At 65.3% G+C, this 25,805-nt stretch carries 25 protein-coding genes; 16 read left to right on the top strand and 9 right to left on the bottom strand.

Going from position 1 to position 25,805, the window contains the following annotated elements:
* Positions 1-99 precede the first annotated feature (99 nt).
* From BHMPCIPO_RS28925 to mnhG, 6 genes are read left to right on the top strand one after another with little or no spacing between them, the layout of a single operon-like run.
* Positions 100-3,006 carry a monovalent cation/H+ antiporter subunit A gene (locus tag BHMPCIPO_RS28925; RefSeq protein ID WP_173520278.1) on the top strand — a complete coding sequence of 969 codons (2,907 nt, stop codon included), beginning with the start codon at positions 100-102 and terminating at the stop codon, positions 3,004-3,006.
* Complete coding sequence (locus BHMPCIPO_RS28920) at positions 3,006-3,353, top strand: Na+/H+ antiporter subunit C (protein WP_034787081.1); 348 nt, start codon at positions 3,006-3,008, stop codon at positions 3,351-3,353. The genes BHMPCIPO_RS28925 and BHMPCIPO_RS28920 overlap by 1 nt, the downstream gene beginning before the upstream one ends.
* Entirely contained in the window at positions 3,346-4,959 is a 1,614-nt protein-coding gene (locus tag BHMPCIPO_RS28915) for a monovalent cation/H+ antiporter subunit D (protein WP_173520277.1), read from the top strand. Before BHMPCIPO_RS28920 ends, BHMPCIPO_RS28915 begins: the two co-directional genes overlap by 8 nt.
* A 6-nt stretch (positions 4,960-4,965) precedes the next feature.
* Positions 4,966-5,451: a Na+/H+ antiporter subunit E gene (locus BHMPCIPO_RS28910; RefSeq protein ID WP_173520276.1), complete on the top strand. Its 486-nt coding sequence runs from the start codon at positions 4,966-4,968 to the stop codon at positions 5,449-5,451.
* Complete coding sequence (locus BHMPCIPO_RS28905) at positions 5,448-5,729, top strand: K+/H+ antiporter subunit F (RefSeq protein ID WP_173520275.1); 282 nt, start codon at positions 5,448-5,450, stop codon at positions 5,727-5,729. Before BHMPCIPO_RS28910 ends, BHMPCIPO_RS28905 begins: the two co-directional genes overlap by 4 nt.
* Positions 5,726-6,097 carry a monovalent cation/H(+) antiporter subunit G gene (gene mnhG / locus BHMPCIPO_RS28900; RefSeq protein WP_173520274.1) on the top strand — a complete coding sequence of 124 codons (372 nt, stop codon included), beginning with the start codon at positions 5,726-5,728 and terminating at the stop codon, positions 6,095-6,097. Before BHMPCIPO_RS28905 ends, mnhG begins: the two co-directional genes overlap by 4 nt.
* A gap of 45 nt (positions 6,098-6,142) precedes the next feature.
* Here the strand turns inward: mnhG and cobM are convergent, their stop codons facing one another.
* Both cobM and cbiE read right to left on the bottom strand, forming a co-directional pair.
* Positions 6,143-6,904, bottom strand: a complete 762-nt coding sequence (gene cobM / locus BHMPCIPO_RS28895) for a precorrin-4 C(11)-methyltransferase (RefSeq protein WP_173520273.1) — start codon at positions 6,902-6,904, stop codon at positions 6,143-6,145.
* A 125-nt stretch (positions 6,905-7,029) separates the two neighbouring features.
* Positions 7,030-8,271, bottom strand: coding sequence for a precorrin-6y C5,15-methyltransferase (decarboxylating) subunit CbiE (gene cbiE / locus BHMPCIPO_RS28890; RefSeq protein ID WP_246304725.1), 1,242 nt, complete (start codon positions 8,269-8,271; stop codon positions 7,030-7,032).
* Between cbiE and BHMPCIPO_RS28885 the strand changes: the two genes are divergently transcribed.
* A complete protein-coding gene (locus BHMPCIPO_RS28885) occupies positions 8,270-9,025 on the top strand; it encodes a cobalt-precorrin-6A reductase (RefSeq protein ID WP_173520271.1) in 756 nt (251 codons plus the stop codon). The genes cbiE and BHMPCIPO_RS28885 overlap by 2 nt on opposite strands.
* Here the strand turns inward: BHMPCIPO_RS28885 and BHMPCIPO_RS28880 are convergent.
* The 6 genes from BHMPCIPO_RS28880 to ung all read right to left on the bottom strand — a co-directional run bounded on the left by BHMPCIPO_RS28880 (position 9,004) and on the right by ung (position 14,197).
* Entirely contained in the window at positions 9,004-9,768 is a 765-nt protein-coding gene (locus BHMPCIPO_RS28880; RefSeq protein ID WP_173520270.1) for a precorrin-3B C(17)-methyltransferase, read from the bottom strand. The genes BHMPCIPO_RS28885 and BHMPCIPO_RS28880 overlap by 22 nt on opposite strands.
* The gene (locus BHMPCIPO_RS28875; RefSeq protein ID WP_173520269.1) at positions 9,765-10,502 is read right to left on the bottom strand and encodes a precorrin-2 C(20)-methyltransferase; all 738 of its coding nucleotides are present in this window, start codon (positions 10,500-10,502) and stop codon (positions 9,765-9,767) included. Before BHMPCIPO_RS28875 ends, BHMPCIPO_RS28880 begins: the two co-directional genes overlap by 4 nt.
* A complete protein-coding gene (locus BHMPCIPO_RS28870; RefSeq protein WP_173520268.1) occupies positions 10,499-11,131 on the bottom strand; it encodes a precorrin-8X methylmutase in 633 nt (210 codons plus the stop codon). The genes BHMPCIPO_RS28875 and BHMPCIPO_RS28870 overlap by 4 nt, the downstream gene beginning before the upstream one ends.
* 2 nt (positions 11,132-11,133) lie before the next feature.
* A complete protein-coding gene (gene cobG, locus BHMPCIPO_RS28865) occupies positions 11,134-12,501 on the bottom strand; it encodes a precorrin-3B synthase (protein WP_173520656.1) in 1,368 nt (455 codons plus the stop codon).
* A gap of 110 nt (positions 12,502-12,611) precedes the next feature.
* The gene (gene cobF / locus BHMPCIPO_RS28860; protein WP_173520267.1) at positions 12,612-13,382 is read right to left on the bottom strand and encodes a precorrin-6A synthase (deacetylating); all 771 of its coding nucleotides are present in this window, start codon (positions 13,380-13,382) and stop codon (positions 12,612-12,614) included.
* 107 nt (positions 13,383-13,489) lie between these two features.
* Positions 13,490-14,197 carry a uracil-DNA glycosylase gene (gene ung / locus BHMPCIPO_RS28855; protein WP_173520266.1) on the bottom strand — a complete coding sequence of 236 codons (708 nt, stop codon included), beginning with the start codon at positions 14,195-14,197 and terminating at the stop codon, positions 13,490-13,492.
* A gap of 239 nt (positions 14,198-14,436) precedes the next feature.
* Here ung and modA point away from each other — a divergent pair, with 239 nt between their 5' ends.
* The 3 genes from modA to modC all read left to right on the top strand — a co-directional run bounded on the left by modA (position 14,437) and on the right by modC (position 17,164).
* Positions 14,437-15,228 (top strand): molybdate ABC transporter substrate-binding protein, encoded by a 792-nt coding sequence (gene modA / locus BHMPCIPO_RS28850; protein ID WP_173520265.1) that lies wholly within the window; start codon positions 14,437-14,439, stop codon positions 15,226-15,228.
* 209 nt (positions 15,229-15,437) lie between these two features.
* The gene (modB, locus tag BHMPCIPO_RS28845) at positions 15,438-16,097 is read left to right on the top strand and encodes a molybdate ABC transporter permease subunit (protein ID WP_376741737.1); all 660 of its coding nucleotides are present in this window, start codon (positions 15,438-15,440) and stop codon (positions 16,095-16,097) included.
* Positions 16,094-17,164 carry a molybdenum ABC transporter ATP-binding protein gene (gene modC, locus BHMPCIPO_RS28840; protein WP_173520263.1) on the top strand — a complete coding sequence of 357 codons (1,071 nt, stop codon included), beginning with the start codon at positions 16,094-16,096 and terminating at the stop codon, positions 17,162-17,164. Before modB ends, modC begins: the two co-directional genes overlap by 4 nt.
* A 2-nt stretch (positions 17,165-17,166) precedes the next feature.
* Here modC and BHMPCIPO_RS28835 read toward each other — a convergent pair whose 3' ends face one another.
* On the bottom strand, positions 17,167-17,559 hold the full coding sequence (locus BHMPCIPO_RS28835) for a winged helix-turn-helix domain-containing protein (protein ID WP_173520262.1): 393 nt from the start codon (positions 17,557-17,559) through the stop codon (positions 17,167-17,169).
* 187 nt (positions 17,560-17,746) lie between these two features.
* On the opposite strand from BHMPCIPO_RS28835, the gene BHMPCIPO_RS28830 reads away from it, so the two are divergent.
* The 6 genes from BHMPCIPO_RS28830 (at position 17,747) to BHMPCIPO_RS28805 (ending at position 25,739) form a co-directional block, all read left to right on the top strand.
* A complete protein-coding gene (locus tag BHMPCIPO_RS28830) occupies positions 17,747-19,078 on the top strand; it encodes an NAD(P)/FAD-dependent oxidoreductase (RefSeq protein WP_173520261.1) in 1,332 nt (443 codons plus the stop codon).
* Positions 19,079-19,499: 421 nt separating this feature from the next.
* Positions 19,500-20,732, top strand: coding sequence for a 3-methyl-2-oxobutanoate dehydrogenase (2-methylpropanoyl-transferring) subunit alpha (locus BHMPCIPO_RS28825; RefSeq protein WP_173520260.1), 1,233 nt, complete (start codon positions 19,500-19,502; stop codon positions 20,730-20,732).
* Between the two features lies 1 nt (position 20,733).
* A complete protein-coding gene (locus BHMPCIPO_RS28820) occupies positions 20,734-21,747 on the top strand; it encodes an alpha-ketoacid dehydrogenase subunit beta (protein ID WP_173520259.1) in 1,014 nt (337 codons plus the stop codon).
* A 1-nt stretch (position 21,748) separates the two neighbouring features.
* Positions 21,749-23,032, top strand: coding sequence for a dihydrolipoamide acetyltransferase family protein (locus BHMPCIPO_RS28815; protein ID WP_173520258.1), 1,284 nt, complete (start codon positions 21,749-21,751; stop codon positions 23,030-23,032).
* Between the two features lie 7 nt (positions 23,033-23,039).
* Positions 23,040-24,434 carry a dihydrolipoyl dehydrogenase gene (gene lpdA, locus BHMPCIPO_RS28810; protein WP_173520257.1) on the top strand — a complete coding sequence of 465 codons (1,395 nt, stop codon included), beginning with the start codon at positions 23,040-23,042 and terminating at the stop codon, positions 24,432-24,434.
* Between the two features lie 123 nt (positions 24,435-24,557).
* The gene (locus BHMPCIPO_RS28805) at positions 24,558-25,739 is read left to right on the top strand and encodes an acetyl-CoA C-acyltransferase (RefSeq protein ID WP_173520256.1); all 1,182 of its coding nucleotides are present in this window, start codon (positions 24,558-24,560) and stop codon (positions 25,737-25,739) included.
* Positions 25,740-25,805 lie beyond the last annotated feature (66 nt).

Raw genomic sequence — 25,805 nt, 5'->3', positions numbered from 1 at the left:
GTGCGTCCCTTGTGCATTCGTTTGAAAGCACGGCGCTCTGGTGCCCGCTCTCCATGAAACCCGAACGAAGGGAACGGTACGATCGAATACGCGGGAAAATTGCTTTCTGTCTTCATTCTCGCCCCATTTGCGGGAAGCCTCCTTGCAATCTTCTTTCCGCCCGATCAACGAGGTGCGACAGCCTGGTTTGCGGGAGCGATCGCGCTCCTGTGTTTCCTCGTCGCCGCCGGCCTCTATCCCTTCGTCACCTCAGGCGGTGTGCTGCGCTACGACCTCGCCTGGCTCCCTGAGCTCGGCCTCAATTTCACCCTCCGCATGGACGGCTTCGCCTGGCTCTTCACGGTGCTCGTCACCGCAATCGGCGTGCTCGTCGTGCTCTATGCGCGTTATTACATGGCCGCAGAGGACCCGGTGCCGCGCTTCCTGGCACTGTTTCTGGCGTTCATGGGTTCGATGCTCGGCGTGGTGCTTTCGGGCAATCTCATCCTGCTTGCCGTCTTCTGGGAACTGACCAGCATCGTTTCCTTTCTGCTGATCGGCTACTGGCATCACAATGCCCATGCCCGTGACGGCGCGCGAATGGCGCTGACCATGACCGGCACCGGCGGTCTCTGCATGCTCGTTGGCCTCCTGCTGATGGGCCGCATCGTCGGGAGCTACGATCTCGACGTCGTGCTCACCTCGGGCGACCTGATCCGCAATTCGCCGCTCTACATGCCGGTACTGATCCTGATTCTGCTCGGCGCGCTGACGAAAAGTGCGCAGTTCCCGTTCCATTTCTGGCTGCCGCATGCGATGTCCGCGCCGACGCCGGTCTCGGCCTATCTGCATTCGGCGACGATGGTGAAGGCCGGCGTCTTCCTGCTGGCGCGCCTCTGGCCGGTCATGGCCGGCACCGAAGCCTGGTTCTGGACCGTTGGCCTTGCCGGGCTTTCGACGCTGCTGCTCGGCGCCTATTTCGCCATTTTCCAGCAGGACCTGAAGGGCCTGCTCGCCTATTCCACCATCAGCCACCTCGGCCTGATCACGGTCCTCCTGAGCCTTGGCAGCCCGCTTGCCGCCGTCGCCGCGGTCTTCCACATCGTCAACCATGCCACCTTCAAGGCGTCGCTGTTCATGGCGGCCGGCATCATCGACCACGAGACCGGAACGCGCGACATGCGCAAGCTCGGAGGGCTGATCCGCTACATGCCCGGAACCGCCGTGCTCGCCATGGTCGCGAGCGCGGCCATGGCCGGCGTGCCGCTCTTGAACGGCTTCATCTCCAAGGAAATGTTTTTCGCCGAAGCGATCGAAACGCATCAGGCCAACATCCTCGACACGATGACGCCCTATGGCGCGACGCTCGCCGGCATGTTCGCGGTTACCTATTCGCTGCGTTTCATCCACAGCGTCTTCTACGGCAAGGCGCCGGAGGATCTGCCGAAGGTGCCGCACGAGCCGCCGCGCTGGATGCGCGCGCCGATCGAGTTCCTGGTGCTTGCCTGCCTCGTCGTCGGCATCATCCCGGCGATAACCATCGGGCCGTTCCTGCATACGGCGGTCGTCGCCATCCTCGGCGCCAGCACGCCGCAGTACAGCCTCGCCGTCTGGCACGGCTGGAACCTGCCCTTGATCATGAGCTTCGTCGCGCTGGCGGGCGGCGTCGGTCTCTATTTCCTGATGCGCAACTACCTTGCGACCAGCATCGAAGGGCCGCCGATCTTCCGCCTGCTGCACGGCCAGCGCATCTTCGAGCGCGTGCTGGTGACGCTCTCGTGGAAATGGGCGCGTTCACTCGAACAGCGTCTCGGTACGCGACGGCTGCAACCGCAGATGCGGTTCCTCGTCTTCATCGCCATCGCCGCCGCCGCACTGCCGCTGCTTCTCAGTCACTACGAAATGCCGCCGCTCCTCGTGCGCAGCATCGATCCGGCCTTCGCCCTGCTCTGGGCCGTCGGCATCGCTTGCGCGATCGGCGCGGCGCTTCTCGCGAAATTCCACCGGCTGGCTGCGCTCGTGCTGCTCGGCGGCGCCGGCCTCACCACCTGCCTGACCTTCGTCTGGCTTTCGGCGCCCGACCTTGCCGTGACCCAGCTCCTCGTCGAGATCGTCACGACGGTCCTCATCCTGCTCGGTCTTCGCTGGCTGCCGAAGCGCATCGAGGATACGCAGGAATCGGAGCTGCTTTCGCTGCAGGTCCGCTTCCGGCGCCTGCGCGACTTCCTGCTGGCGATCACCGCCGGCGGCGGCGTGGCGCTCATCGCCTATACGATGATGACCCGTCCGCTGCCCGAGACGATCGCCAGCTACTTCCTCGAGCGCGCCTACAAGGAGGGCGGAGGCACCAATGTCGTCAACGTCATCCTCGTCGACTTCCGCGGCTTCGACACGCTTGGCGAAATCGGCGTTCTGGCGATCGTCGCGCTGACGGTCTTCGCCCTGCTTCTGCGCTTCCGCCCGCAGGCCGACAGCCTGGAGGCGCCGGAACAGCAACGTGTCCAGAATGCCTTCGACGACGACCATCCGGATCGCAACGAGGGCGACAGCGTTGCCGAATATCTGTTCGTGCCTTCGGTGATCATGCGCTGGATGTTCCCGGTCATCGGCATGCTGGCCGCCTATCTGTTCCTGCGCGGCCATGATCTGCCGGGTGGCGGATTTGCCGCCGGCATTGCCATGTCGATCGGCTTCATCCTGCAATACATGTCCGGCGGCACGCGCTGGGTCGAGGAACGGCTGCGCATCCATCCCTTGCGCTGGATGAGCATCGGGCTGCTGGTCGCCGCGGCCACCGGCATCGGCTCCTGGCTCTTCGGCTATCCGTTCCTGACCTCGCATGCCCAGTACGCCACATTGCCGATCGTCGGGAAGTTCCCGCTGGCGAGCGCCCTGTTCTTCGATCTCGGCGTCTTCTCGCTGGTGCTCGGAGCAACGGTGCTGATCCTCATCGCGCTCGCCCACCAGTCGATCCGCGCGCCGCGGGCCCACGCGCGCGCCATGCGGAGCGGAAAGGAGGCCAGCTGATGGAGATCATTCTCTCGGCCGCCATCGGCGTGCTTACGGCATCCGGCGTCTATCTGTTGCTGCGTCCACGTACCTATCAGGTGATCATCGGGCTTTCGCTGCTCTCCTATGCGGTCAACCTCTTCATCTTTGGCATGGGGCGTCTTCGCGTAAACGCGCCGCCGGTGCTGGAACCCGGTGGCGTCGGCGATCTCAGCCGCTTCACCGATCCGGTGCCGCAGGCGCTCGTGCTCACCGCGATCGTCATCGGCTTCGCCATGACGGCGCTCTTCCTCGTCGTGCTGCTCGCCTCGCGCGGCTTCACCGGCACGGACCATGTCGACGGTCGGGAGCAGCGCCATGACTAACTGGATGCACCACCTGCTGATCCTGCCGATCCTGATACCGCTGATGGTCGGTGCCGCGATGATCCCGATCGACGAGCGCAACCGCATGATGAAGGGCGTGATGGGCTTCGTCTCGACGCTCGCACTCTTCGTGCTCTCGATGGTGCTGATGCGTATCGCCTCGGTGGACGGGGCGGCCGCCGGCAGCGGCGTCTATCAGCTCGGCAACTGGCCGGCCCCCTTCGGCATCGTGCTGGTGCTCGACCGCCTTTCGGCGCTGATGCTGTGCCTGACGAGCGGACTGGCGCTTGCCGCCCAGGCCTATTCGATCGCCCGCTGGCACACGGCCGGCCATCATTTCCATTCGCTGTTCCAGCTTTTGATCGCCGGCCTCAACGGTTCGTTCCTCACCGGTGACCTCTTCAATCTCTTCGTCTTCTTCGAGATGATGCTGGCGGCGTCCTACGGCCTGCTGCTGCACGGCTCCGGGCCGCTGCGCGTCAAGGCGGGCCTGCACTACGTCGCGATCAATCTCGCCGCCTCGTCGCTCTTCCTGATCGGCGTCAGCCTGATTTATGGCGCGACCGGCACGCTCAACATGGCCGATCTCTCGATGAAGCTGGCGACACTTTCGCCGGACGATCGCCAGATGGTCGAGGTCGGCGCCGGGGTGCTCGGCGTCGCCTTCCTGGTGAAGGCCGGCATGTGGCCCTTGAGCTTCTGGCTGCCGACGGCCTATTCTGCCGCAACGCCGCCGGTCGCCGCCGTCTTTGCGATCCTGACCAAGGTCGGCATCTACGTCATTCTCAGGCTTTCGCTGCTGGTCTTCGGCGCGAGTGCCGGGGCTTCCGCGGGATTCGGCCAGCCGATCCTGCTTGCGGGCGGGCTGCTGACGATCGCCTTCGGCGCCATCGGCGTGCTCGCTTCGCAGGCCATGGGCCGGCTTGCCGCTTATTCGGTGCTCGTTTCCTCCGGCACCTTGCTCGCTGCGATCGGCCTCGGCCATCCCGGCATGATCGCAGGCGCACTCTTCTATCTCGTCAGTTCGACGCTCACCATCGCCGCCTTCTTCCTCTTGATCGAGCTGGTCGAGCGCGGCCGCGACGCCGGCGCCGACGTTCTCGCCGTGACGATGGAAGCCTATGGCGACGCCGACGAGGACGAGGAGGAAGAAGTGGTCGGCGCGGCGATCCCCGGAACCATGGCGATCCTCGGCCTCTGCTTCTGCCTCTGCGCCCTGTTGCTTTCCGGCCTGCCACCGCTCTCGGGCTTCGTTGCCAAATTCGCGATCCTCGGCGGTCTCTTCGGCCTCTCGGGGACCGAAGCCGCCCGGGCGATCTCCACGGCCGACTGGACCTATGTCACGCTGCTGATCATCTCCGGTCTAGCAGCGATGATCGCCATGAATCGCGTCGGCATCCGCACCTTCTGGGCGTCGATCGAAAACACCGTGCCGCGCGTCGTCGTCATCGAGATCACACCCGTCATCGTGTTGCTCGCCACCTGCATATTCCTCAGCGTACAGGCCGGTCCGGCGATGCGCTACATGCAGGCGACGGCGGATTCGCTGTTCGATCCGACGAGCTACACCGAGCGGGTGCTCATGGCACCCCGGGCGGGAGGCTAGTCAACGATGCGCACCTGGTTCCCCTATCCGCTGCTGTCGATTGCGCTGCTCCTCATCTGGTTGCTGCTCAATCAATCGGTGGCCCCCGGCACTTTCGTCATGGGCACGATCCTGGCGACCGGCCTCGGCTGGGTGACGCTGAAACTCAGCCCCGTCCGTTCCCATCCGCGCCGGATCCTCCTGACGCTACGCTTCGGCTTTGCCGTTGCACTCGACATCATCCGCTCCAACCTTGCCGTCATCGCCGTCATTTTGCGCGGCCGACGCCGACCGCCGAGTTCAGGATTCCTCACGGTCGATCTCGATATCGATGACGAAAACGCCCTGGCGCTGCTTGCCTGTATCTTGACCGCGACGCCCGGAACGGCCTGGCTCGAATACGACCGCCGCCGGAAATCGCTGCTCTTCCATGTGCTCGACATGGAGAACGAGCGCGTTTGGATCGATACGGTCAAACGCTACGAGGCTGCCTTGAAGGAGATATTCGGATGATGGAACTTTCGATCATCTGGTCGATCCTGATCGCCCAGATCATGCTCGGTCTGGCGATGGCCTTCGCCTTCTTCCGCATGGTGAGGGGCCCGCGCGCCCAGGACCGCATCCTTGGCCTCGACACGCTCTATATCAACGCCATGCTGATGCTGCTCACCTTCGGCATCCGCACCGCCAACACGCTCTATTTCGAATCGGCGCTGATCGTCGCACTGATCGGCTTCGTGTCGTCGATCGCCTTCGGCAAATTCCTGATGCGCGGAGAGATCATCGAATGAGCCACCTCACCGACCTTCCCGTCTGGGCCGCCATCCTCGTCTGCGGGCTGACGCTTCTGGGCGCCGCAATCACCCTGATCGGCTCGGTCGGCCTTCTACGGTTTACCAGCTTCTACGAGCGCCTGCATGCGCCGACGCTGGCAACGAGCGGCGGCGTGATCCTGATCTGCGCCGCCTCCATTATCTGCTTCGCGGTGCTGCAGAGCCGCTGGGTGTTCCACGAGATCCTGATCATCGTCTTCGTTCTCGTCACCACGCCGGTGACGCTGATGCTGCTCGGCCAGGCCGCGCTCTACCGCGATCGGGTCAAGGAAAAACGCGGCGTCCCGCTCAAGCAGCGGCCGCCGAGAGAAGAACCGACAGAGTAGTTTCAGCCGCGCGGAAAGCCGCTGACAGCGCTTGAATTATCTGGCCTATTCGCCACGCCCCCGAAAGCGCCGCTGGTAGGCTGGGTCGTAGAGCGAACTCTCGCGGAAATCGGAAGCTTCGAGCCCGGGGCCAACGAAGATCAGCGCCGTGCGCTCGATCGGCTCTTCCGCAACCTTGGCGGCTATATCGCGGAGCGTGCCGCGCACCACCCGCTCGTCCGGCCAGGAAGCCTTGACCACGATCGCGACGGGGCAATCGGCGCCATAAAGCGGCGTCAGTTCCTCGACCACCTGTTGAAGGGCATGGATGGCGAGATGGATCGCCAGCGTCGCGCCGGTAGCGCCGAAAGCGGAAAGCGTTTCGCTGTTCGGCATGGGCGAGGCACGGCCGGAGACGCGGGTCAGCACCAGGCTCTGGGCCACCGCAGGAATGGTCAACTCGCGCCCGAGCGCTGCTGCCGCAGCGGCGAAGGACGGAACGCCCGGCGTCATCGTATAGGCGATGCCATGCTTCTCCAGCCGGCGGATCTGTTCGGCGACCGCACTCCACACCGAAAGATCGCCGGAATGCAGCCGTGCCACATCCAGGCCGTCGGCTGCCGCCTTCACATACTCGGCCTCGATCTCGTCGAGCGACATCGGCGCCGTATCGACGATGCGGGCACCGGGCGGGCAATATTGCAGGAGTTCCGGCGAGACAATCGAACCGGCATAGAGGCAGACCGGGCAACGCCCGATCAGGTCGCGCCCACGCACCGTGATCAGATCCGCAGCCCCCGGGCCGGCGCCGATGAAATGTACCGTCATGTGTCGCTCTTTCTCTATTTCCCGCAATCCCGGACGCAAACCGCTTCGCACTTGTGCTGGTATTGCTCTCTTGTTCTTACGCAATCCCGGACGCAAAACCGCTTCGCACTTTTGCTGGTATTGCTCTAGCTCTTGATCCACGACCATTGGGTCACCGGCATGGCCGGGCGCCAGCCGGTCATCGCGCCGACGGGGCCGGCTCTGGCGATATCGATGCGGATCAGAGAGCCGCCAAGCCGCGCGTGATGATCGAGCAGAACCGCCTCCATATCCGTCGTCACCGCATTGGCAACCAGCCGTCCGCCGGGGCCAAGTGCTGCGATCGCCGCCGCCATCACGCCGCCGTCGCTGCCACCACCGCCGATGAAGATCGCATCCGGCTGCGGCAGGCCGGCAAGCGCGGCCGGCGCCTCGCCTTCGACCACCGTCAACCCGGGCACGCCGAACATCATGGCGTTGCGGCCGATGCGAGCGGCCCGCTCCGGCGACACTTCGATGGAGATCGCCTGCATGGTCGGGTCGGCCAGCATCCATTCGATGCCGATCGAGCCTGAGCCACCGCCGATGTCCCAGAGCAATTCGCCCTTGCGCGGCGCGAGAGCCGAGAGCGTCAGCGCCCTCACCTCCCGCTTGGTGATCTGCCCGTCATGTTCGAACAGTGCATCGTCGCGACCGGCCGCGAGCGGCAGGATGCGCGCGCCCTCGTCGGCGCTCACCTCGATGGCGCAGACATTGAGAGGATGGACGAGGCCGAGCATGAAACGCGAGGCGATCTGCGTCGTCACCCGTTCGCCAGCGCCGCCGAGCGCTTCCAGAACGGTCAGCCGCGACTGACCGAAGCCGCTGGCGACCAGAAGCTCGGCAAGGTCCCTGGGGCCTGCTCCGTCCGACGTCAGCGTCAGGACGCGTGCGCCCGGATGCAGGTGCGGCCGCACGAGATCGAGCGGGCGTCCGTGCACCGAGACGAGCGTCGCCTCCTGCAGCGCCCAGCCGAGGCGCGAGGCCGCAAGGCTGATCGACGAGGGTGCCGGCAGCGTACGGATTTCCGCCGAGGCAATCCGGCGCGCCAGCGTCACGCCGACACCGTAGAAGAACGGGTCGCCTGAGGCGAGCACGACGACGGGCGTGCCGCGGCGCTCAACGATCTCCACGACCGAGCGTTCGAGCGGGCTTTGCCAATTGTGCGCCTCGCCCTTGATCAACGGCGCGGCGAGCTCCAGATGGCGATTGCCGCCATAGACGACAGGGGCCTCGGCAATCAGCCGCTTGGCCTCGTCGCCGAGACCCGCTACACCATCTTCACCGATACCGATGACGGTCAGCCAGGGGGAGACGATGCCGGGATCGCCGTTCGACACGTCAGCCATGGAAAAACCTCGCATCCTGATTTTGGGTGGCACCACCGAGGCGCGCGAGCTCGCGCATCGGTTGGCCGAAGACGTCCGCTACGACACCGCAATCTCGCTGGCCGGTCGCACCGCCGACCCGAAGCCGCAGCCGGTGAAGACGCGCATAGGCGGCTTCGGCGGCGCCGACGGGCTGGCGCATTTCCTGCGTGACGAGAACATCGCGCTGCTCGTCGATGCGACGCACCCCTTTGCCGCGCGCATTTCGCACAATGCCGCTGAGGCGGCGCAAAGAACCGGAGTTCCGCTCCTGGCCCTCCGGCGACCGGAATGGCAGTCCTTGCCCGGCGACCGCTGGAATTCGGTCGGCAGCGTCGTCGAAGCGGTAAGCGCGCTGGGCCCTCGCCCGCGCCGTGTCTTCCTCGCCATCGGCCGGCAGGAGGCCTTCCACTTTGAAGCCGCGCCGCAGCACAGCTATGTCATCCGCAGCGTCGATCCGGTGACCCCGCCGTTGAACCTGCCGGACCAGGAGGCGATCCTGGCGACCGGCCCCTTCGCAGAGGGTGACGAGGCCACGCTGCTCAAAAGCCGGCAGATCGACGTGATCGTCGCCAAGAACAGTGGTGGCAGCGCCACCTATGGCAAGATCGCCGCGGCGCGCCGGCTCGGCATCGAGGTGATCATGGTCGAGCGGCGCAAGCCCGCGGACGTGCCGACGGCGGGCAGTTGCGACGAGGCGCTCGACCGCATCGCTCACTGGCTCGCTCCGGCATAGAAACGCGGCGTGTAGACGAGATCCGGCTGGCCTTCACGCTCGATGATACGTGTTTCCGGCGAACCGATGATGACGCAGGTCGCCATGTCGGCGCGGTTGGCATCGGCGTCGCCAAGCGGCATTACCGTCATGCGCTCGTCCGGCCGTCCCGCGGCGCGCCCGAAGATCACCGGAACGGTTGCGGGCAGAACGCCGCGCAGGATTTCGAAGGCTTCGCCGAGCTGCCACGGGCGCGCCTTGCTGATCGGATTGTAGAGCGCGATCACGAGCCCTGCCTCCGCCGCCAGCTTGAGCCGCCGGGTGATGACCTCCCAGGGCTTCAGGTTGTCGGAAAGCGAGATCGCGCAGAAATCGTGGCCGAGCGGCGCGCCGATGCGGGCGGCAACGGCGAGCATGGCGGTCACGCCGGGTGTGATCACCAGTTCGACCGACTTCCATTCCGCTGGCCCCTTGTCGATCGCCTCGCAGACGGCGGCCGCCATGGCAAAGACGCCCGGATCACCGCCGGAGACCATGCAGACCTTCACCCCGGCAGCGGCCCGCGTCAGCGCCACCTGCGCCCGATCGAGCTCCTCGCGATTGTCGGAGGCGACGCGCACCTGGTCGGGGCGCAGGTTCAGCCGGTCGAGATAGGGAAAGTAGCCGTAGAATTCTTCAGCCGCCGCAACCGCCTCGGCCGTTTCCGGCGTCATCTGCTTCGGGCTGCCCGGTCCGGTGCCGACCACATAGAGCGTACCGGTCATGGCCTGTCCTTCCAGCCGGGAACGAGCACCAGCGAGAAATAGGGCGCCTCGTCGTCGGCCTTTTCCGCAAGCGCCGTCATCGCCGCGTTCTTCATGGTGCCGCGCTCGACATAGACGGCCTGGTCGAGACGGCCGGAGACGGAAAGCGCCCGGCGGATCTTCGGCAGGTTGCGCCCGACCTTCATGATCACGGCGGCTTCGGTATCCTTGAGCCGCCGGCCAAGCTCGGCTTCGGCCATCGTGCCTGGAAGCACGGAGAGCACGTCGTCGCCCTGCACCAGCGGCAGCCCGGCAAGCGACCAGCAGCCGGACATGGCGGTAATGCCGGGGATCACCTCGACCGGAAAACGGTTGGCGAGCCGCACATGCAGATGCATGTAGGATCCGTAGAACAGCGGATCGCCTTCGCTGAGCACGGCGACCGTACGTCCGGCGGCAAGATGCGCCGCCACGGTTTCGGCGGAGGCGTTGTAGAAATCGGTGATCTGGCTCTTGTAGGCGCCGTCGTCCTTGTCGATCTCGGTCGTCACCGGATAGTAGAGCGGCAGCTCGACGAGATCGGGCTTCAGCAGGCCCTCGACGACCGCGCGGCCGTTGCCGCTACGCCCGGCCTTGGCAAAATAGGCGAGCACATCGGCTTCGCCGAGCGCCTTCACCGCCTTGACGGTCAAAAGCTCCGGATCGCCCGGGCCGGTTCCAACGCCGATCAGGCGCCCCACGCCGGCGCCGCTCACAGGCCCGGCCTCGCGAGCGAATTCAGCGCCGCCGCCGTCATCGCGCTGCCGCCGAGGCGGCCGCGGACGATCGCGAAGGGAACGCCATAGGAATTTTCGGCCAGCGCATCCTTCGATTCCGCCGCACCGACGAAACCGACGGGCATGCCGAGGATCGCCGCCGGCTTCGGCGCGCCGTCGCGCAGCATTTCGAGCAGGAAGAACAGGGCCGTCGGAGCGTTGCCGATCGCCACGACCGAACCGGCCAGGCGCTCGCTCCAGAGTTTCAGCGCCGCCGCGGACCGCGTGTTGCCGATCTCCGCAGCAATCTCAGGCGTACGCGGATCGCGCAGCGTGCAGATCACCTCGTTGCCGGCCGGCAGTCGCGCCCGGGTGACACCGTGAGCGACCATCTCGGCATCGCAGAGGATCGGCGCACCGGCCTTCAGAGCCGCGCGGGCCGAGGTCACGAAATCGGGAGAGAAGACGAACTGCTTGGTCGCTTCGACGGAGCCGCAGGCATGCACCATCCGTACCGCAAGATCCGCTTCCTCGTCGGAGAAGCCCGAGAGATCGGCCTCGGCGCGGATGATGGCGAAGGAACGCTCGTAGATGGCATTGCCATCGCGAATGTAATCATACTCAGGCATGTCTATCCCTGTTCGAACACTGCCGAGATGTGTGCAGCTCCGAGCCGTGTAAGACAGGACTGCGCCGATTCGCCAGCGTCTTTGTTTTGCCGCACCAGCCGGCCGAGCCGGGCAAGCGCGGATTTCACTCCATTCTCATCGGTGTAGGCGCTTGGCAAGCCGTTGGCAGCCCCATTTACGACAAGCCCGTATCCTGATGGCGCACCGACCAGCGTCAATTCCGATGGTTTCGGCCGGGCACACCCCTTGGCGCAGCCGGAAAGATGGACGGTGAGCGAGCCGTCGAGCAACGCGGGCGCCGCCTCGACGAGACCCTGCGCCATCGCCTTGGTTTCCATCCGCGCGGAGGCGCAGCCCTTGCTGCCGGCGCAGGTCGCGATCGCGTTGCGCGGGTCCGCGGCAGCGATGCGAAAGCCGAGTGCCGCTGCCAGGCCCAGGGCCGCAGCTGCCGCTTCGCGTGCCAGACCGAGCACGAAGAAGGCATGCCCCGGCGCCAGTCGGATCGCAGTGGCGCCGAGCGCCTTGACCTGGTGAAGGAAGGAGATGAGCACTGATGCCTCGACCTGCGCAAATGCGAGGCCGAGCCCAAGAACTGCTTCGGAGTGCCCCAACTCGTGAATGCCGGGTATCGCGACCGGGCCTTGGGCGGCCGGACGCTCGGAATGCACCTCGCAACGACAAAGGGCGCGAACTTCGGCGGGATCGAGGTCGCGCCCGCGCGCGCTCGTGCCAAGGCCCGAAAGCTTCTCCAGAATGGCGATCAGCGCCGGGACTACCGCGTCGCCTTTCAGCACGCCGACGATGCCTCCGCTCGCAGCGGTCCCGCCAAGCGACAGCAGCCAAACGACGCCATCCGGCGTCGAAAGCGCCTGAAGGCGAATATCGGCAACGACGGCATTGAGCCCGAAGCGGTCGCCACCGTCGATAACGACGGACAATTTGGGTGCGAGTTTCAAGGACGGCCGCTGTTTCTGCAGGGCCATGCGAAGGGCCGCCGCGATCGGACGGGGATCGGCAATCTCTGCCGGGTCGATACCGGCAAGCGGCGGAACCTCGATCGCCAGTCCCTCGGCGATCGCGATCTCCGCATCGCCGACCGCCTGTGCCAGCGCCGGCACCGTCGCATCGCTCAGGCCGCGCAGCTGCAGGTTTCCGCGCGCGGTGATCTCGATGATGCCGTTGCCGAAGGTTTCAGCCGCTGCTGCAAGCGCCAGGACCTTTGGAATGGTCAGACTGTCGTCATCGGGCCTGAGCCGCACGAGCAGGCCATCGCCGGTCTGCATCGGTGCTGCGAGCGACGGGCAGGCGCCGCGCCGCATCGAAGCGGCGGCACCGATTTCTCCGGTCGATGGAACGGCACAACTGATCATCAAATCCGTCATAGCTTGAGGCTCTCCTCCCTGAAGACGCCTCTACAGACGCTATAACACAGCCGCAAACCTTGAGTGAGATCAAACGCGACGCGGATCTGCCCGCCCCGTCATTCCTCGAAGTCGGCGCCCTTGCGAAGCAGGTAGATATCCATGATCCATCCCATCTTCTCACGCGCCGCCGCGCGGGTTTCGAGGATCCGGTCTTTCACCTCGGCAAGGCGACCTGAAATGACGATCTCATCCGGCGTGCCGAGATAGGCACCCCAATAGATCTCCGCATCCGGATCGTCGATCCGCTGGAACGCCTGCTCGCCGTCGAGCATGACGGCGGAGGTCTGGCTCCTCCCGGGAAAGCTCTCGTGCAGCCGGCGCCCGGTGGTGATTTCCACCGGCTTGCCGACGAGGTTCAGTGGAATCCTGTGGCTGGCGCAGAGCGCCTGCAGGCTGGTGATCCCCGGGATGACGTCATAATCGAAGGCAACCTGCCCGCGCGCCTTGACCCGCTCGACGATGCGGATGGTGCTGTCGTAGAGCATCGGATCGCCCCAGACGAGGAAGGCACCGGTTCCCTCCTCGCCCAACTCGTCGGCAAGCAGCCTTTCGTAGATCGCTGCGATCTGTTGATGCCAGTCGTCGACGCTGCCGTCGTAGCTCACACCCTCGGTGCGGCGTACCGGCACGGCGAATTCGACGGTGCGGCTGTCGTTGCGCGTCACGTATCGGGCGCAGATGTCGCGGCGCACTTCGGCAAGCTCGGTCTTCTTCGCCCCTTTGGTCGGGATGAAGAGCACGTCGGCTTGGTTGAGCGCATTGATCGCCTGCACCGTCATGTGCTCCGGATTGCCGGAACCGATGCCGATGATCAGAATTTTGCGCATGCCCGCCTCCACCATTCCTGTCCTGGCGTCTTAGGCGCATCGTCGCCGTCGGCGCAAGGCCTCAGCGCGACAGCGAGACCGCCATCCGCGTCGGGCCGAGACCGACCTCAATTGATCTCGGCTGCGACCGGATTGTCCGGCAGCCGCCAGTCGATCGGATCGTAACCCTTGGACACGAGGAACGCATTGGCCTGGGAGAAATGCCGGCAACCGAGAAATCCGGAGTGAGCCGACAATGGCGAGGGATGCGGCGCCCTGAGCACCAGATGGCGCGAGCGATCGACGAAAGCTGCCTTCTTTTGCGCATAGGAGCCCCAGAGCATGAAGACGACGGGATGGTCGGCCTCATTAACGGCGCGGATGATCGCGTCGGTGAACCGCTCCCAACCCCGTCCCCGATGCGAGGCCGCAAGCCCGCGCTCCACCGTCAGCACGCTATTCAGCAACAGTACGCCCTGCTTTGCCCAGCTTTCGAGAAAGCCGTGCCGCGCCGGCGGAATGCCGAGATCGCTGTTCAGTTCCTTGTAGATGTTGACGAGCGAGGGTGGCGTTCTGACGCCGGGGCGGACACTGAAGCACAGCCCGTGCGCCTGGCCGTCGCCATGGTAGGGGTCCTGCCCGAGGATGACGACGCGCACCTTGTAGAGCGGGGTCAGGTCGAGGGCGCGAAAATACTCGGCTCCCCGCGGAAAGATCTGCCGTCCCTCGTTCTTTTGAGCGAGCAGGAACTGCTTGAGGCCGGCCATGTAAGGGCTGGCGAATTCCTGCGCCAGCACCGCTTTCCAGCTCTCTTCGAGCTTCACCGCCGTCTCCATCACATCTCCGGTCCATCTCTTTGGTTCGAGGCCAGCAATTTAGGCCGCCCGACCGTCATCGCAAGGACTATCGCCCGCGTCCGTCGGATGTTGCACGGGTTTTGCCCGATTTATCGGCGCGCCTTCCGTGCGGATCACTAACCTCGCTCAAGAGCATTGTATTTCAAAGAATACAACGATAATCAGAAGGCGAAACCGTTGTATCCTGAAAGATATCACGCTTCGTTGGAGGGAATTTGATGATCAAGAGAAGAGACTGGCTGAGGAGCCTAGTGCTGACACTCGGCCTCGCCTGGGCCGGCAGCACCATGATGCCGGCAGCCGCGCAGGCTGAAGAGAAGGTGACGGTCTTTGCCGCCGCGAGCCTGAAGAATGCGCTCGATGCGATCAATGCCGAGTGGCAGAAGCAAAGCGGCAAGCAAACGACCGTCTCCTACGCTGCAAGCTCCGCGCTCGCCAAGCAGGTGGAACAGGGCGCCCCGGCCGATGTCTTCATTTCTGCCGATCTTGCCTGGATGGACTATCTCGCCGACAAGAAGCTGATCAAGGATGATACCCGCTCGAACCTGCTCGGCAACCGCATCGTGCTCGTCTCCGGCAAGCAGGACGCGGCGCCGGTCGAGATCAAGCAGGGCTTCGATCTCGCAGGTATCCTCGGCGACGGCCGCCTCGCCATGGGCGCTGTCGATTCCGTTCCTGCCGGTAAATACGGCAAGGCCGCGCTCGAAAAGCTCGACGCCTGGAAGGCTGTCGAACCCAAGGTCGCCGGCGCCGAAAGCGTTCGCGCCGCCCTGCTCCTCGTCTCCCGCGGCGAAGCGCCCTACGGCATCGTCTATCAGACCGACGCCGCGGCCGATCCAGGCGTGAAGGTCGTCGGTACCTTCCCCGAAGGCAGCCATCCGCCGATCGTCTATCCGATCGCGATCACCGCCGAAAGCAAGAGCCCGGATGCCGCCGCCTATGTCGACTTCGTCAAATCGGACAAGGCAGCCGCCCTCTTCGAAAAGCAGGGCTTCACGGTTCTCAGGTAATCGGCCTGAAACGACGTTGGATCTCGGCTGTCCAGAGGCAGGCGAAGCATCTATCGTCACGCGTCGCCCGCGCCCAAACGCGGGCGACGCAATCATGTGCCAGGGGCAACGGCGGACGCAGGCGGAAGCCACGTCCCACCGGCCGCGTATCGGGGGAGCGACATCCATTGGACTGGTTTGCAGTGAGCGATGCGGAATGGACGGCGATCATGCTGAGCCTGCGCGTCGCAACCGTCGCAATGATTTGTAGTCTCCCCTTCGCGCTTGCTGTCGCCATGCTGCTCGCCCGCGGCCGCTTCTGGGGCAAGACGCTGCTGAACGGTCTCGTTCACCTGCCGCTGATCCTGCCGCCCGTCGTCACCGGCTTCCTCCTTCTCTTGCTCTTCGGCCGCCGCGGACCGCTCGGCGCCTTCTTCGCCGACTATTTCGGCCTGGTCTTTTCCTTCCGTTGGACGGGCGCGGCACTCGCCTCCGCCGTCATGGCCTTTCCGCTGATGGTGCGCAGCATCCGCCTGTCGATCGAGGCGGTCGACCGCAAGCTGGAAGACGCGGCGACCACGCTTGGCGCCAGCCCGCCCTGGGTATTCGTCACGATTACACTGCCGCTGATCATCCCCGGCATCATCGCCGGTATGATCATCGCCTTCGCCAAGGCAATGGGCGAATTCGGCGCGACGATCACCTTCGTCTCCAATATTCCCGGCGAGACGCAGACCATATCCTCGGCGATCTACACCTTCACCCAGGTGCCGGGCGGCGATGCCGGCGCCATGCGGCTGACGATCATTTCGATCATCATCTCCATGGCCGCCCTGACCTTTTCGGAACTGCTGGCGGCCCTCGCCGCCAGACGGGTGACGGCCCCATGAGCCTCACCGTCGAAGCCCGCCACCAGCTCGGCAATTTCGCGCTCGATGCCGCCTTTACGTCCGACGGCGGTGTGACCGCACTGTTCGGCCGTTCCGGCTCCGGCAAGACCTCGCTCATCAACATCATCGCCGGGCTGCTGAAGCCGCAAAGCGGCCGCGTCGTGCTCGACGGCGATGTCATCGCCGACAGCGAGCGCCGGATCTTTACCCCGGTGCATCGCCGCCGCTTCGGCTACGTCTTCCAGGAGGCGCGGCTCTTTCCGCATCTCAGCGTAGGCCACAACCTTGCCTATGGCCGCTGGTTCGCCGGCAAGAGTGTCGGCAGCGATTTCACACGTATCGTCGACATGCTCGGCATTGGCCACCTGCTCGATCGCAACCCGTCAGCCCTGTCCGGCGGTGAACGGCAGCGCGTCGCGATCGGTCGCGCCCTGCTGGCGGCACCGCGCCTGCTGCTGATGGACGAACCGCTTGCCGCCCTCGACGAGGCACGCAAGGCGGAGATCCTGCCCTATCTCGAACGGCTGCGTGACGATGCCGGCATTCCGATCGTCTATGTGAGCCACTCCGTCAGCGAAGTCGCCCGGCTGGCGCGGCGCGTCGTGGTGCTCGAAAATGGTCGGGTCACGGCATCGGGCGCGGCCGCTGAGGTGTTGAGCGCCCCTGCCGCCACGCTCGCCACCGGCCGGCGCGAAGCCGGCGTGCTGCTGGAGGGCGAGGTAGAGGGAACCGACCCGTCCAACGAGTTGACGACCGTCCGGGTCGGGCGGGAACGGCTGCGCATTGCGGGCGTCAGTGCCACAGCCGGCAGCAGGCTTCGCCTGCACATTGCCGCGCGCGACGTCATGCTGGCGACATCAAGACCGGTGGAGATCAGTGCGCTGAACGTGCTCGAAGGGCGAATCCTTGCGATCGCGACCGAGGAAGACGGCAGCATCGATGTCAGGGTGAATTGCGGCGATGCGACGGTTGCCGCCCGCATTACCCGCTTTTCACGCGACGCACTGCGGCTCGTTCCTGGCAAGACGGTCTACGCCATCATCAAGTCCGTGGCGATTGATCACTAGGCCTACTTGGAAACAGCGTCGGCAGTATCGGACGATCCATCGCTGCGGCGGACGGACTCGAGCCAGGCGAGATCCTCGGCAATCGCGGCTTGCGCCCTTTCCTCCATCTGCCGGTAGCGTCGGATCAGCTCTTCGCCGAACGGCGTCACCAGTGCTCCGCCGCCCTGCTTGCCACCGCGCTGCGTATCGACCGATGGCTCGCCGAACATCCGGTTCAAGGCATCCACCAGCAGCCAGGCGCGGCGATAGGACATGTCCATCGCCCGCCCGGCAGCGGAGATGGAACCGGTCTCGCGGATCAGTTCGAGCAGCATGATCTTGCCGCGACCGAGCCGATCGGCGGGCGGAAAATCGATGCGCAGGACGGTGCGAAGATCGGGGCGTTTGTCACTCATGCGGGCGAGCATAGAAGCTCGCCGAACAAACCGGAAGTCCGCCCGGTGACGAGGCGGACCGGGTTTCCCAAGCAAAGTGAGCCGGCAAACCCAAGCTTTCGAGCAATGGCCAAATAGCGGGTCTTGATCTCGCGCCTTCGACATGCACCGATGCTACCGACAAGTCCTGCCCGAAAGTACCTTCTCCATGCCCGGTCCGACGCTCGATCCCATCGCAACCGATACCACCTTGCCCGCCAAGACCGACGTCGTCATCGTCGGCGGCGGCATTATTGGCGTCAGCACCGCTCTGTTCCTCGCCGAACGCGGCGTTGACGTCGTTCTCTGCGAGAAGGGCACGCCCGGAGCGGAGCAGTCGAGCCGCAACTGGGGTTGGGTAAGGGTCATGGGTCGCGACGAGCGCGAGATCCCGCTGGCGATCGAGGCGCTGAAGATCTGGGATACGCTCGACGCCCGCATTGGCGGCGAGACCGGCTTTCGCCGCAGCGGCATTCTCTACATTTCCGAGAACGAGCGCGACGTCGCCAACCGCGAGGCCTGGCTCGCCATGGCCAGACCCTATGGCGTCGATAGTGAACAACTCGGCCCCGACGCCACCGGGGTCGCGATGCCTGGTACCGCAATCCGTTATGAAGGCGCGCTCTTCACGCCGAGCGATGGTCGGGCCGAACCGCAGAAGGCAGTGCCGGCGCTGGTTGCCGGCGCCCGCCGCGCCGGTGCCCGCATCTTGACCGGCTGCGCCGTACGCGGCGTCGAGAAGGCCGCCGGGCGGATCTCCGCGGTTGTGACCGAGAAGGGTCGCATCGAAACGTCGACGGTGGTCGTCGCCGGCGGCGCCTGGTCTCGGCTGTTTCTCAAAGGCCTTGGCATCCGCCTGCCGCAACTGAAAGTTCGCAATACGGTGCTGAGAACCGGGGCCGTGTCCGGTGGCCCCGAGGGGGCCGGCGCAACGGCGACCTATGCCTATCGCAAGCGGCTCGACGGCGGCTACACGATTGCCGACGGTGCCGCCAACCTGCATGCGATCGTGCCCGACAGCTTCGCCTTCTTCCGCGATTTCCAGCCGGCGCGAAAGGCCGAGGGCGAGGCTGTCCAGGTGGGGATCAGCGCCCAGAGCTGGAACGAACTGTTCGAGATCGGTTCCGTGCCGCTCGACCGGCCCGGCGCGTTCGAGCGGCACCGCGTGCTCGATCCCAACCCGGATTCGCGCCGGGCGCTGAAGGCACTGGAGGCCGCCGGCAAAGCCTTCCCGTTCCTGCGCGAAACCAAGGTGCAGCAGATCTGGGCGGGCCTGATCGACGTGACGCCCGACGCCGTGCCCGTCATCTCGCCCGCCGACGCCGTTCCGGGCCTCATCATCGCGACGGGATTTTCGGGTCACGGTTTCGGCATCGGCCCCGGTGCCGGCCATCTCGTCGCCGATCTCGTCACCGGCAAGACACCGATCGTCGATCCGACGCCATTCCGGCTCTCGCGCTTCTTCGATGGAACGCCGATCACGCTTGCTCCTCCGGTTTGACCGTCGTCGCCGGAGTCCGGCCGCGAAAGAAAATTACAAGCAGTGACCGGCAGCAATATGCGCAACACAACGCGTGGGCGCGCTCCCGGCAGGATTCTATCTTTCTTCGCCTGCCCCTGCCCCACACGACGGAAAGACCTTCATAAGCCCCGGAACTCGTGGCAGTCTGTGAGTATTCCCGTCGGGAGAACGGGGGCTTTTAGGAGGAGTCTGTGCAGACCTCGGGCGGAGGAGCCTTGCGGGTCACATTGCACGTCCTCGTACACCTCAGGCCTACGGTTCTTCCGAAGCAAAAGCATTTCCGGCAAACGTGCTGAGCGGTTTTGCGTCCGGAAATGCGTGAGAACAGAGATGGAGAGCGGTTCGGCTGGAACCGCTCTTGAATTGGTGCGCTGCGCACTCCGGAGGAGGCCGGAACCGCATGAGCGATCTCGATCGACTTAGCCTGCATGTCCCCGAACCGGCGGTTCGGCCCGGTGGTGAACCGGATTTCTCCAACGTCAAGATTCCGAAGGCCGGCTCGGTGCCGCGCCCGGAGGTGGATGTCGCGCCCGAGGAGATCCGCGACCTCGCCTATTCGATCATCCGTGTGCTTAACCGCGATGGCGAGGCGGTCGGCCCCTGGGCCGGGCTGCTCTCGGACGACGAACTTCTCGCCGGTCTCCGCCACATGATGACTCTGCGCGCCTTCGATGCGCGCATGCTGATGGCCCAGCGCCAGGGCAAGACCTCCTTCTACATGCAGCATCTGGGTGAAGAAGCTGTCAGCTGCGCTTTCCGCAAGGCGCTGAACAAAGGCGACATGAACTTCCCGACCTATCGCCAGGCGGGTCTACTGATCGCCGACGGCTACCCGATGGTCGAGATGATGAACCAGATCTTCTCGAATGAAAGCGATCCGCTGCGCGGTCGGCAATTGCCGATCATGTATTCCTCCAAGGAGCACGGCTTCTTCACCATCTCCGGCAATCTCGCTACCCAGTATGTGCAGGCGGTCGGCTGGGCGATGGCCTCGGCCATCAAGCGCGACACCAAGATCGCCGCCGCCTGGATCGGCGATGGTTCGACGGCGGAATCGGACTTCCACTCGGCACTCGTCTTCGCCTCCACCTACAAGGCGCCGGTCATCCTCAACATCGTCAACAATCAGTGGGCGATCTCGACCTTCCAGGGCATTGCCCGCGGTGGTTCCGGCACCTTCGCCGCCCGCGGCCTCGGCTTCGGCATCCCGGCGCTCCGCGTCGACGGCAACGACTATCTCGCCGTCTACGCCGTCGCCAAATGGGCGGCCGAGCGCGCAAGACGCAACCTCGGCCCGACGCTGATCGAATACGTCACCTACCGCGTCGGCGCCCATTCGACCTCCGACGATCCGAGCGCCTATCGCCCCAAGACGGAATCGGAAGCCTGGCCGCTCGGCGACCCGGTCCTGCGGCTGAAGAAGCACCTGATCCTGCGCGGCGCCTGGTCGGAGGAACGCCACGCCCAGGCCGAGGCCGAGATCCTGGACGAGGTGATCCAGGCGCAGAAACAGGCCGAAGGCCACGGCACGCTGCATGCTGGCGGCAAACCCTCGGTGCGCGATATCTTCGAGGGCGTCTATGCCGAGATGCCGCCGCACATTCGCCGCCAGCGGCAGAAGGCAGGATACTGATATGGCCAGAATGACAATGATCGAAGCCGTGCGCAGCGCCATGGACGTCTCCATGGAGCGCGACGACAATGTGGTCGTCTTCGGTGAGGACGTCGGCTATTTCGGCGGCGTCTTCCGCTGCACGCAGGGGCTTCAGGCGAAATACGGCAAGACCCGCTGTTTCGACACGCCGATCAGCGAAAGCGGCATCGTCGGCACCGCAATCGGCATGGCGGCCTACGGATTGAAGCCCTGCGTCGAAATCCAGTTCGCCGACTACATGTATCCCGCCTACGACCAGATCACCCAGGAGGCGGCCCGCATCCGCTACCGCTCCAACGGCGATTTCACCTGCCCGATCGTGCTGCGCATGCCGACCGGCGGCGGCATCTTCGGCGGCCAGACGCACAGCCAGAGCCCCGAAGCGCTTTTCACCCATGTCTGCGGCCTCAAGGTCGTGGTACCCTCCAACCCCTATGACGCCAAGGGCTTGCTGATCGCCTCGATCGAAGATCCCGATCCGGTGATGTTCCTGGAGCCGAAGCGGCTCTATAACGGCCCCTTCGACGGCCATCACGACCGACCGGTCATCCCCTGGTCGAAGCACGATCTCGGCGAGGTGCCGGAAGGCCATTACACGATCCCGATCGGCAAGGCCGAAGTCCGCCGCCGGGGTTCCGCCGTCACCGTCGTCGCCTATGGCACCATGGTACATGTGGCGCTCGCTGCGGCCGAAGAAACCGGCATCGACGCCGAGGTGATCGACCTGCGCAGCCTCCTGCCGCTCGATCTCGACACGATCGTGAAATCCGTCGAGAAGACCGGCCGCTGTGTCGTCGTGCACGAGGCAACACTCACATCGGGCTTCGGCGGCGAAGTCGCCGCCCTCGTGCAGGAGCATTGCTTCTACCATCTCGAAGCGCCCGTCGTGCGCGTTGCCGGCTGGGACACGCCCTACCCGCACGCCCAGGAATGGGACTATTTCCCCGGCCCCGCGCGCGTCGGACGCGCGCTCGTCGAAGTGATGGAGGCCTGACATGGGCGAATTTGTAATCAAGATGCCCGATGTCGGCGAAGGCGTGGCCGAGGCGGAACTCGTCGAATGGCATGTGAAGCCCGGCGATCCCGTGCGCGAGGACATGGTGCTCGCCGCCGTCATGACCGACAAGGCGACCGTCGAAATCCCATCGCCCGTGACCGGCACCGTGCTCTGGCTCGGCGCCGAAGTGGGCGACACGGTCGCGGTGAAGTCGCCGCTGGTGCGCATCGAAATCGCCGGCGAAGGTGCGCCGGCCGCACCTCTCGACGAAAAGCCGGTCGCCAAGGCTGAAGAAAAGCCCGAAGTGAAAGTCGAGGCACCCGCGCCGGTAGCGAAAACCACTCAACCGGCAAAAGTCGAGGCGAAGGCACCGGCGGCCAACGGCATCCCGCCGGCGGCCGAACGGCAGGAAAAGGCGCTTGCCTCGCCGGCCGTGCGGCTGCGTGCCAAGGAAAGCGGCGTCGATCTCCGTCAGGTGACCGGCACCGGTCCAGCCGGCCGGATCACCCATGACGACCTCGACCAATTCATTGCCCGCGGCGCCCAGCCGGCGCTGGCGCCCGCCGGCCTCCAGCGCAAGACCGCCGTCGACGAAATCAAGGTGACGGGGCTGCGCCGCCGCATCGCCGAGAAGATGTCGCTTTCGACCTCGCGCATTCCCCACATCACCTATGTGGAGGAGGTCGACATGACGGCGCTCGAGGACCTGCGCGCCACGATGAACCGCGACCGCAAGGCGGACCAGCCGAAGCTGACGATCCTGCCCTATCTGATGCGGGCGCTCGTTCGCACCGTTGCCGAGCAGCCCGCCGTCAACGCGATCTTCGACGACGGCCCCGGCATCATCCATCGCCATCATGCCGTGCATATCGGCATCGCCACCCAGACGCCGGCGGGCCTCACCGTTCCGGTGGTGCGCCACGCCGAAGCGCGTGGCATCTGGGATTGCGCCAACGAGCTCAACCGTCTTGCCGAGGCAGCCCGCACCGGCACCGCCACCCGTGACGAGCTCACGGGATCGACGATCACCATCTCGTCCCTCGGCGCGCTCGGCGGCATCGTCTCCACCCCGGTCATCAACCACCCGGAAGTGGCGATCGTCGGCGTCAACAAGCTGGCGATCCGCCCCGTCTGGGACGGCACGCAGTTCGTGCCGCGCAAGATCATGAACCTGTCCTCGAGCTTCGATCACCGCGTCATCGACGGCTGGGATGCGGCCGTCTTCGTGCAGCGGCTGAAGACCCTGCTCGAAACGCCGGCGCTTATTTTCGTGGAGGCCTGAGGCGATTATGAAGGAAATTTCCTGCAAGCTGCTCGTCATCGGCGCCGGCCCCGGCGGCTACATCGCAGCCATCCGCGCTGGTCAACTGGGCATCGACACCGTGATCGTCGAAAAGGCCAAGGCCGGCGGCACCTGTCTCAATGTCGGCTGCATTCCCTCCAAGGCTTTAATCCATGCGGCCGAAGAGTTCCACAAGCTGCGCGCGGCGGCGTCCGGCCGCAGCCCGCTCGGCCTTTCACTTGCCAACCCCTCAATCGATCTTGCCCACACCGTCGCCTGGAAGGACGGCATCGTCGGCCGGCTGAACGGCGGGGTGATCGGGCTCTTGAAGAAGGCCGGCGTCAAGGCGGTGATCGGGTCGGCTCGCTTCGTCGATGGCAAGACCGTCGACGTCGAAACCGAAACCGGGCTGCAGCGCATCCGCGCCGAGGCGGTCGTGATCGCCACCGGCTCGGCACCGGTCGAGCTTCCGGACCTGCCCTTCGGCGGGCCGATCATTTCATCGACCGAAGCCCTGTCACTGAAGAGCGTGCCGAAGAGCCTCGCCGTCATCGGCGGCGGCTATATCGGCCTCGAACTCGGCACGGCCTTCGCCAAGCTCGGCAGCCATGTCACCGTCGTCGAGGCACTGACGCGCATCCTGCCGCAATATGATGCCGACCTGACGAAGCCGATCGGCAAGCGCCTCGGAGAACTCGGCATCGAGGTCTTCACCCAGACGGTCGCCAAGAGCTACTCCACTGAGACCAATAGCCTGCATGCCGAGCACAACGGCCGCGCCGTCGAGGTCGCCGCCGAAAAAGTGCTGGTCACCGTCGGCCGCCGACCGGTGACCGAAGGCTTCGGCCTGGAGGAGATCGACCTCGACCGCACCGGCCGCTTCATCCGTATCGACGACCAGTGCCGCACCTCGATGCGCGGCATCTACGCCATCGGCGACGTCACCGGCGAGCCGATGCTGGCACACCGCGCCATGGCGCAAGGGGAAATGGTGGCGGAGATCGTCGCCGGCCATAAGCGAAGCTGGGACAAGCGCTGCATCCCGGCCGTCTGCTTCACGGACCCCGAAATCGTCACCGCCGGGCTCTCGCCCGACGAGGCCCGCGCCAGCGGCATCGAGATCAAGATCGGCCAGTTCCCCTTCCAGGCGAATGGCCGCGCCATGACGACGCTGTCGGAAGACGGCTTCATCCGCGTCGTCGCCCGCGCCGACAACCACCTGGTGCTCGGCATCCAGGCGGTCGGTCACGGGGTCTCGGAACTCTCGGCAAGCTTCAGCCTTGCGATCGAAATGGGTGCACGTCTCGAAGACATCGCCGGGACGATCCATGCCCACCCAACGCAATCGGAAGCCTTCCAGGAATCCGCACTGAAGGCGCTGGGACACGCGCTGCATATCTGATCGACGCGTTGTAAAATGGCCCCTCATCCGGCCTGCCGGCCACCTTCTCCCCGCCACGCGGGCAGAAGGACACACGCGGCGCCCGCTCCAACCATTGTGCCTATTGTCGCACGGGAGAAAGACATGAGCAGAATTGATCCGATCGTCATCGTTTCGGCGGCACGCACTCCGATGGGCGCCTTTCAGGGTAGCCTCAAGGATCTGACCGCGCCGGAAATCGGCGCCATCGCGCTGAAGGCAGCGCTCGATCGCGCCGGCCTAGACGCTGTCGACGAGGTGCTGATGGGTAATGTGCTGCCGGCCGGCATCGGCCAGAACCCGGCACGCCAGGCAGTCCTTGGCGCCGGCCTCGGCAAGGAAACGCCGTCGACGACCGTCTCCAAGGTCTGCGGCTCCGGCATGAAGGCGCTGATGCTTGGCCACGATGCGTTGCTGTCCGGCAGCGCCACCGTGCTGGCCGTGGGCGGCATGGAATCGATGACCAACGCCCCCTATTTGCTGCCGAAGGCGCGCGGCGGCTTCCGCCTTGGTCATGGCGAGGTCAAGGACCACATGTTCCTCGACGGCCTCGAAGACGCCTACTCTGGCCGGCTGATGGGCACCTATGCCGAGGACACGGCCGAGTACTACCAGTTCTCGCGCACCGATCAGGACGCCTTCGCGCTTCGCTCGCTGGAACGTGCCAACCGGGCGGCTGAAGATGGTTCCTTTGCCGAGGAAACGGTAGTGGTCAGCGGCGCTGGAAAGCGGCAGACCGCCAACCTCGATCGCGACGAGCAGCCGACCAAATCGGATCCGGCAAAGATCCCGAAGCTCAAACCCGCCTTCCGCGACGGCGGCAGCGTGACCGCGGCCAATTCGTCGTCGATCTCCGACGGTGCAGCGGCGCTGATTTTGATGCGTGCAAGCGAGGCAGAAAAGCGGGGGCTGACGCCGCTTGCGATCGTCGCAGGCCACGCCGGCCACGCACAGGAACCGGCCTGGTTCACGACCGCGCCGATCGGCGCGATCGACAAGCTGATGGCCAAGCTCGCCTGGGAAAAGGGCAGCGTCGGCCTCTACGAAATCAACGAGGCCTTCGCCGTGGTGGCGATGGCGGCGATCCGTGATCTCGGGCTCTCAGACGAGATCGTCAACATCAACGGCGGCGCCTGCGCACTCGGCCATCCGATCGGCGCGTCCGGCGCCCGCATCATCGTGACGCTGCTTCACGCCATGCGCGCCAAGGGCGTCAAACGCGGAATTGCCTCTCTCTGCATCGGTGGCGGCGAGGCGACGGCGGTGGGGCTGGAGCTGTTGCAGTAGGTTACGAGCGGGATGAGGAAAAGTGCGCGCGGTTTTCCGCCCGCATCCCGCTCCAACTTATGAGAA

Source organism: Ensifer sesbaniae (assembly GCF_013283665.1).
Classification (GTDB): domain Bacteria; phylum Pseudomonadota; class Alphaproteobacteria; order Rhizobiales; family Rhizobiaceae; genus Ensifer; species Ensifer sesbaniae.
The sequence above is the reverse complement of the archived record's forward strand: the minus strand, read 5'-3'. Positions and strand labels throughout refer to the sequence as shown.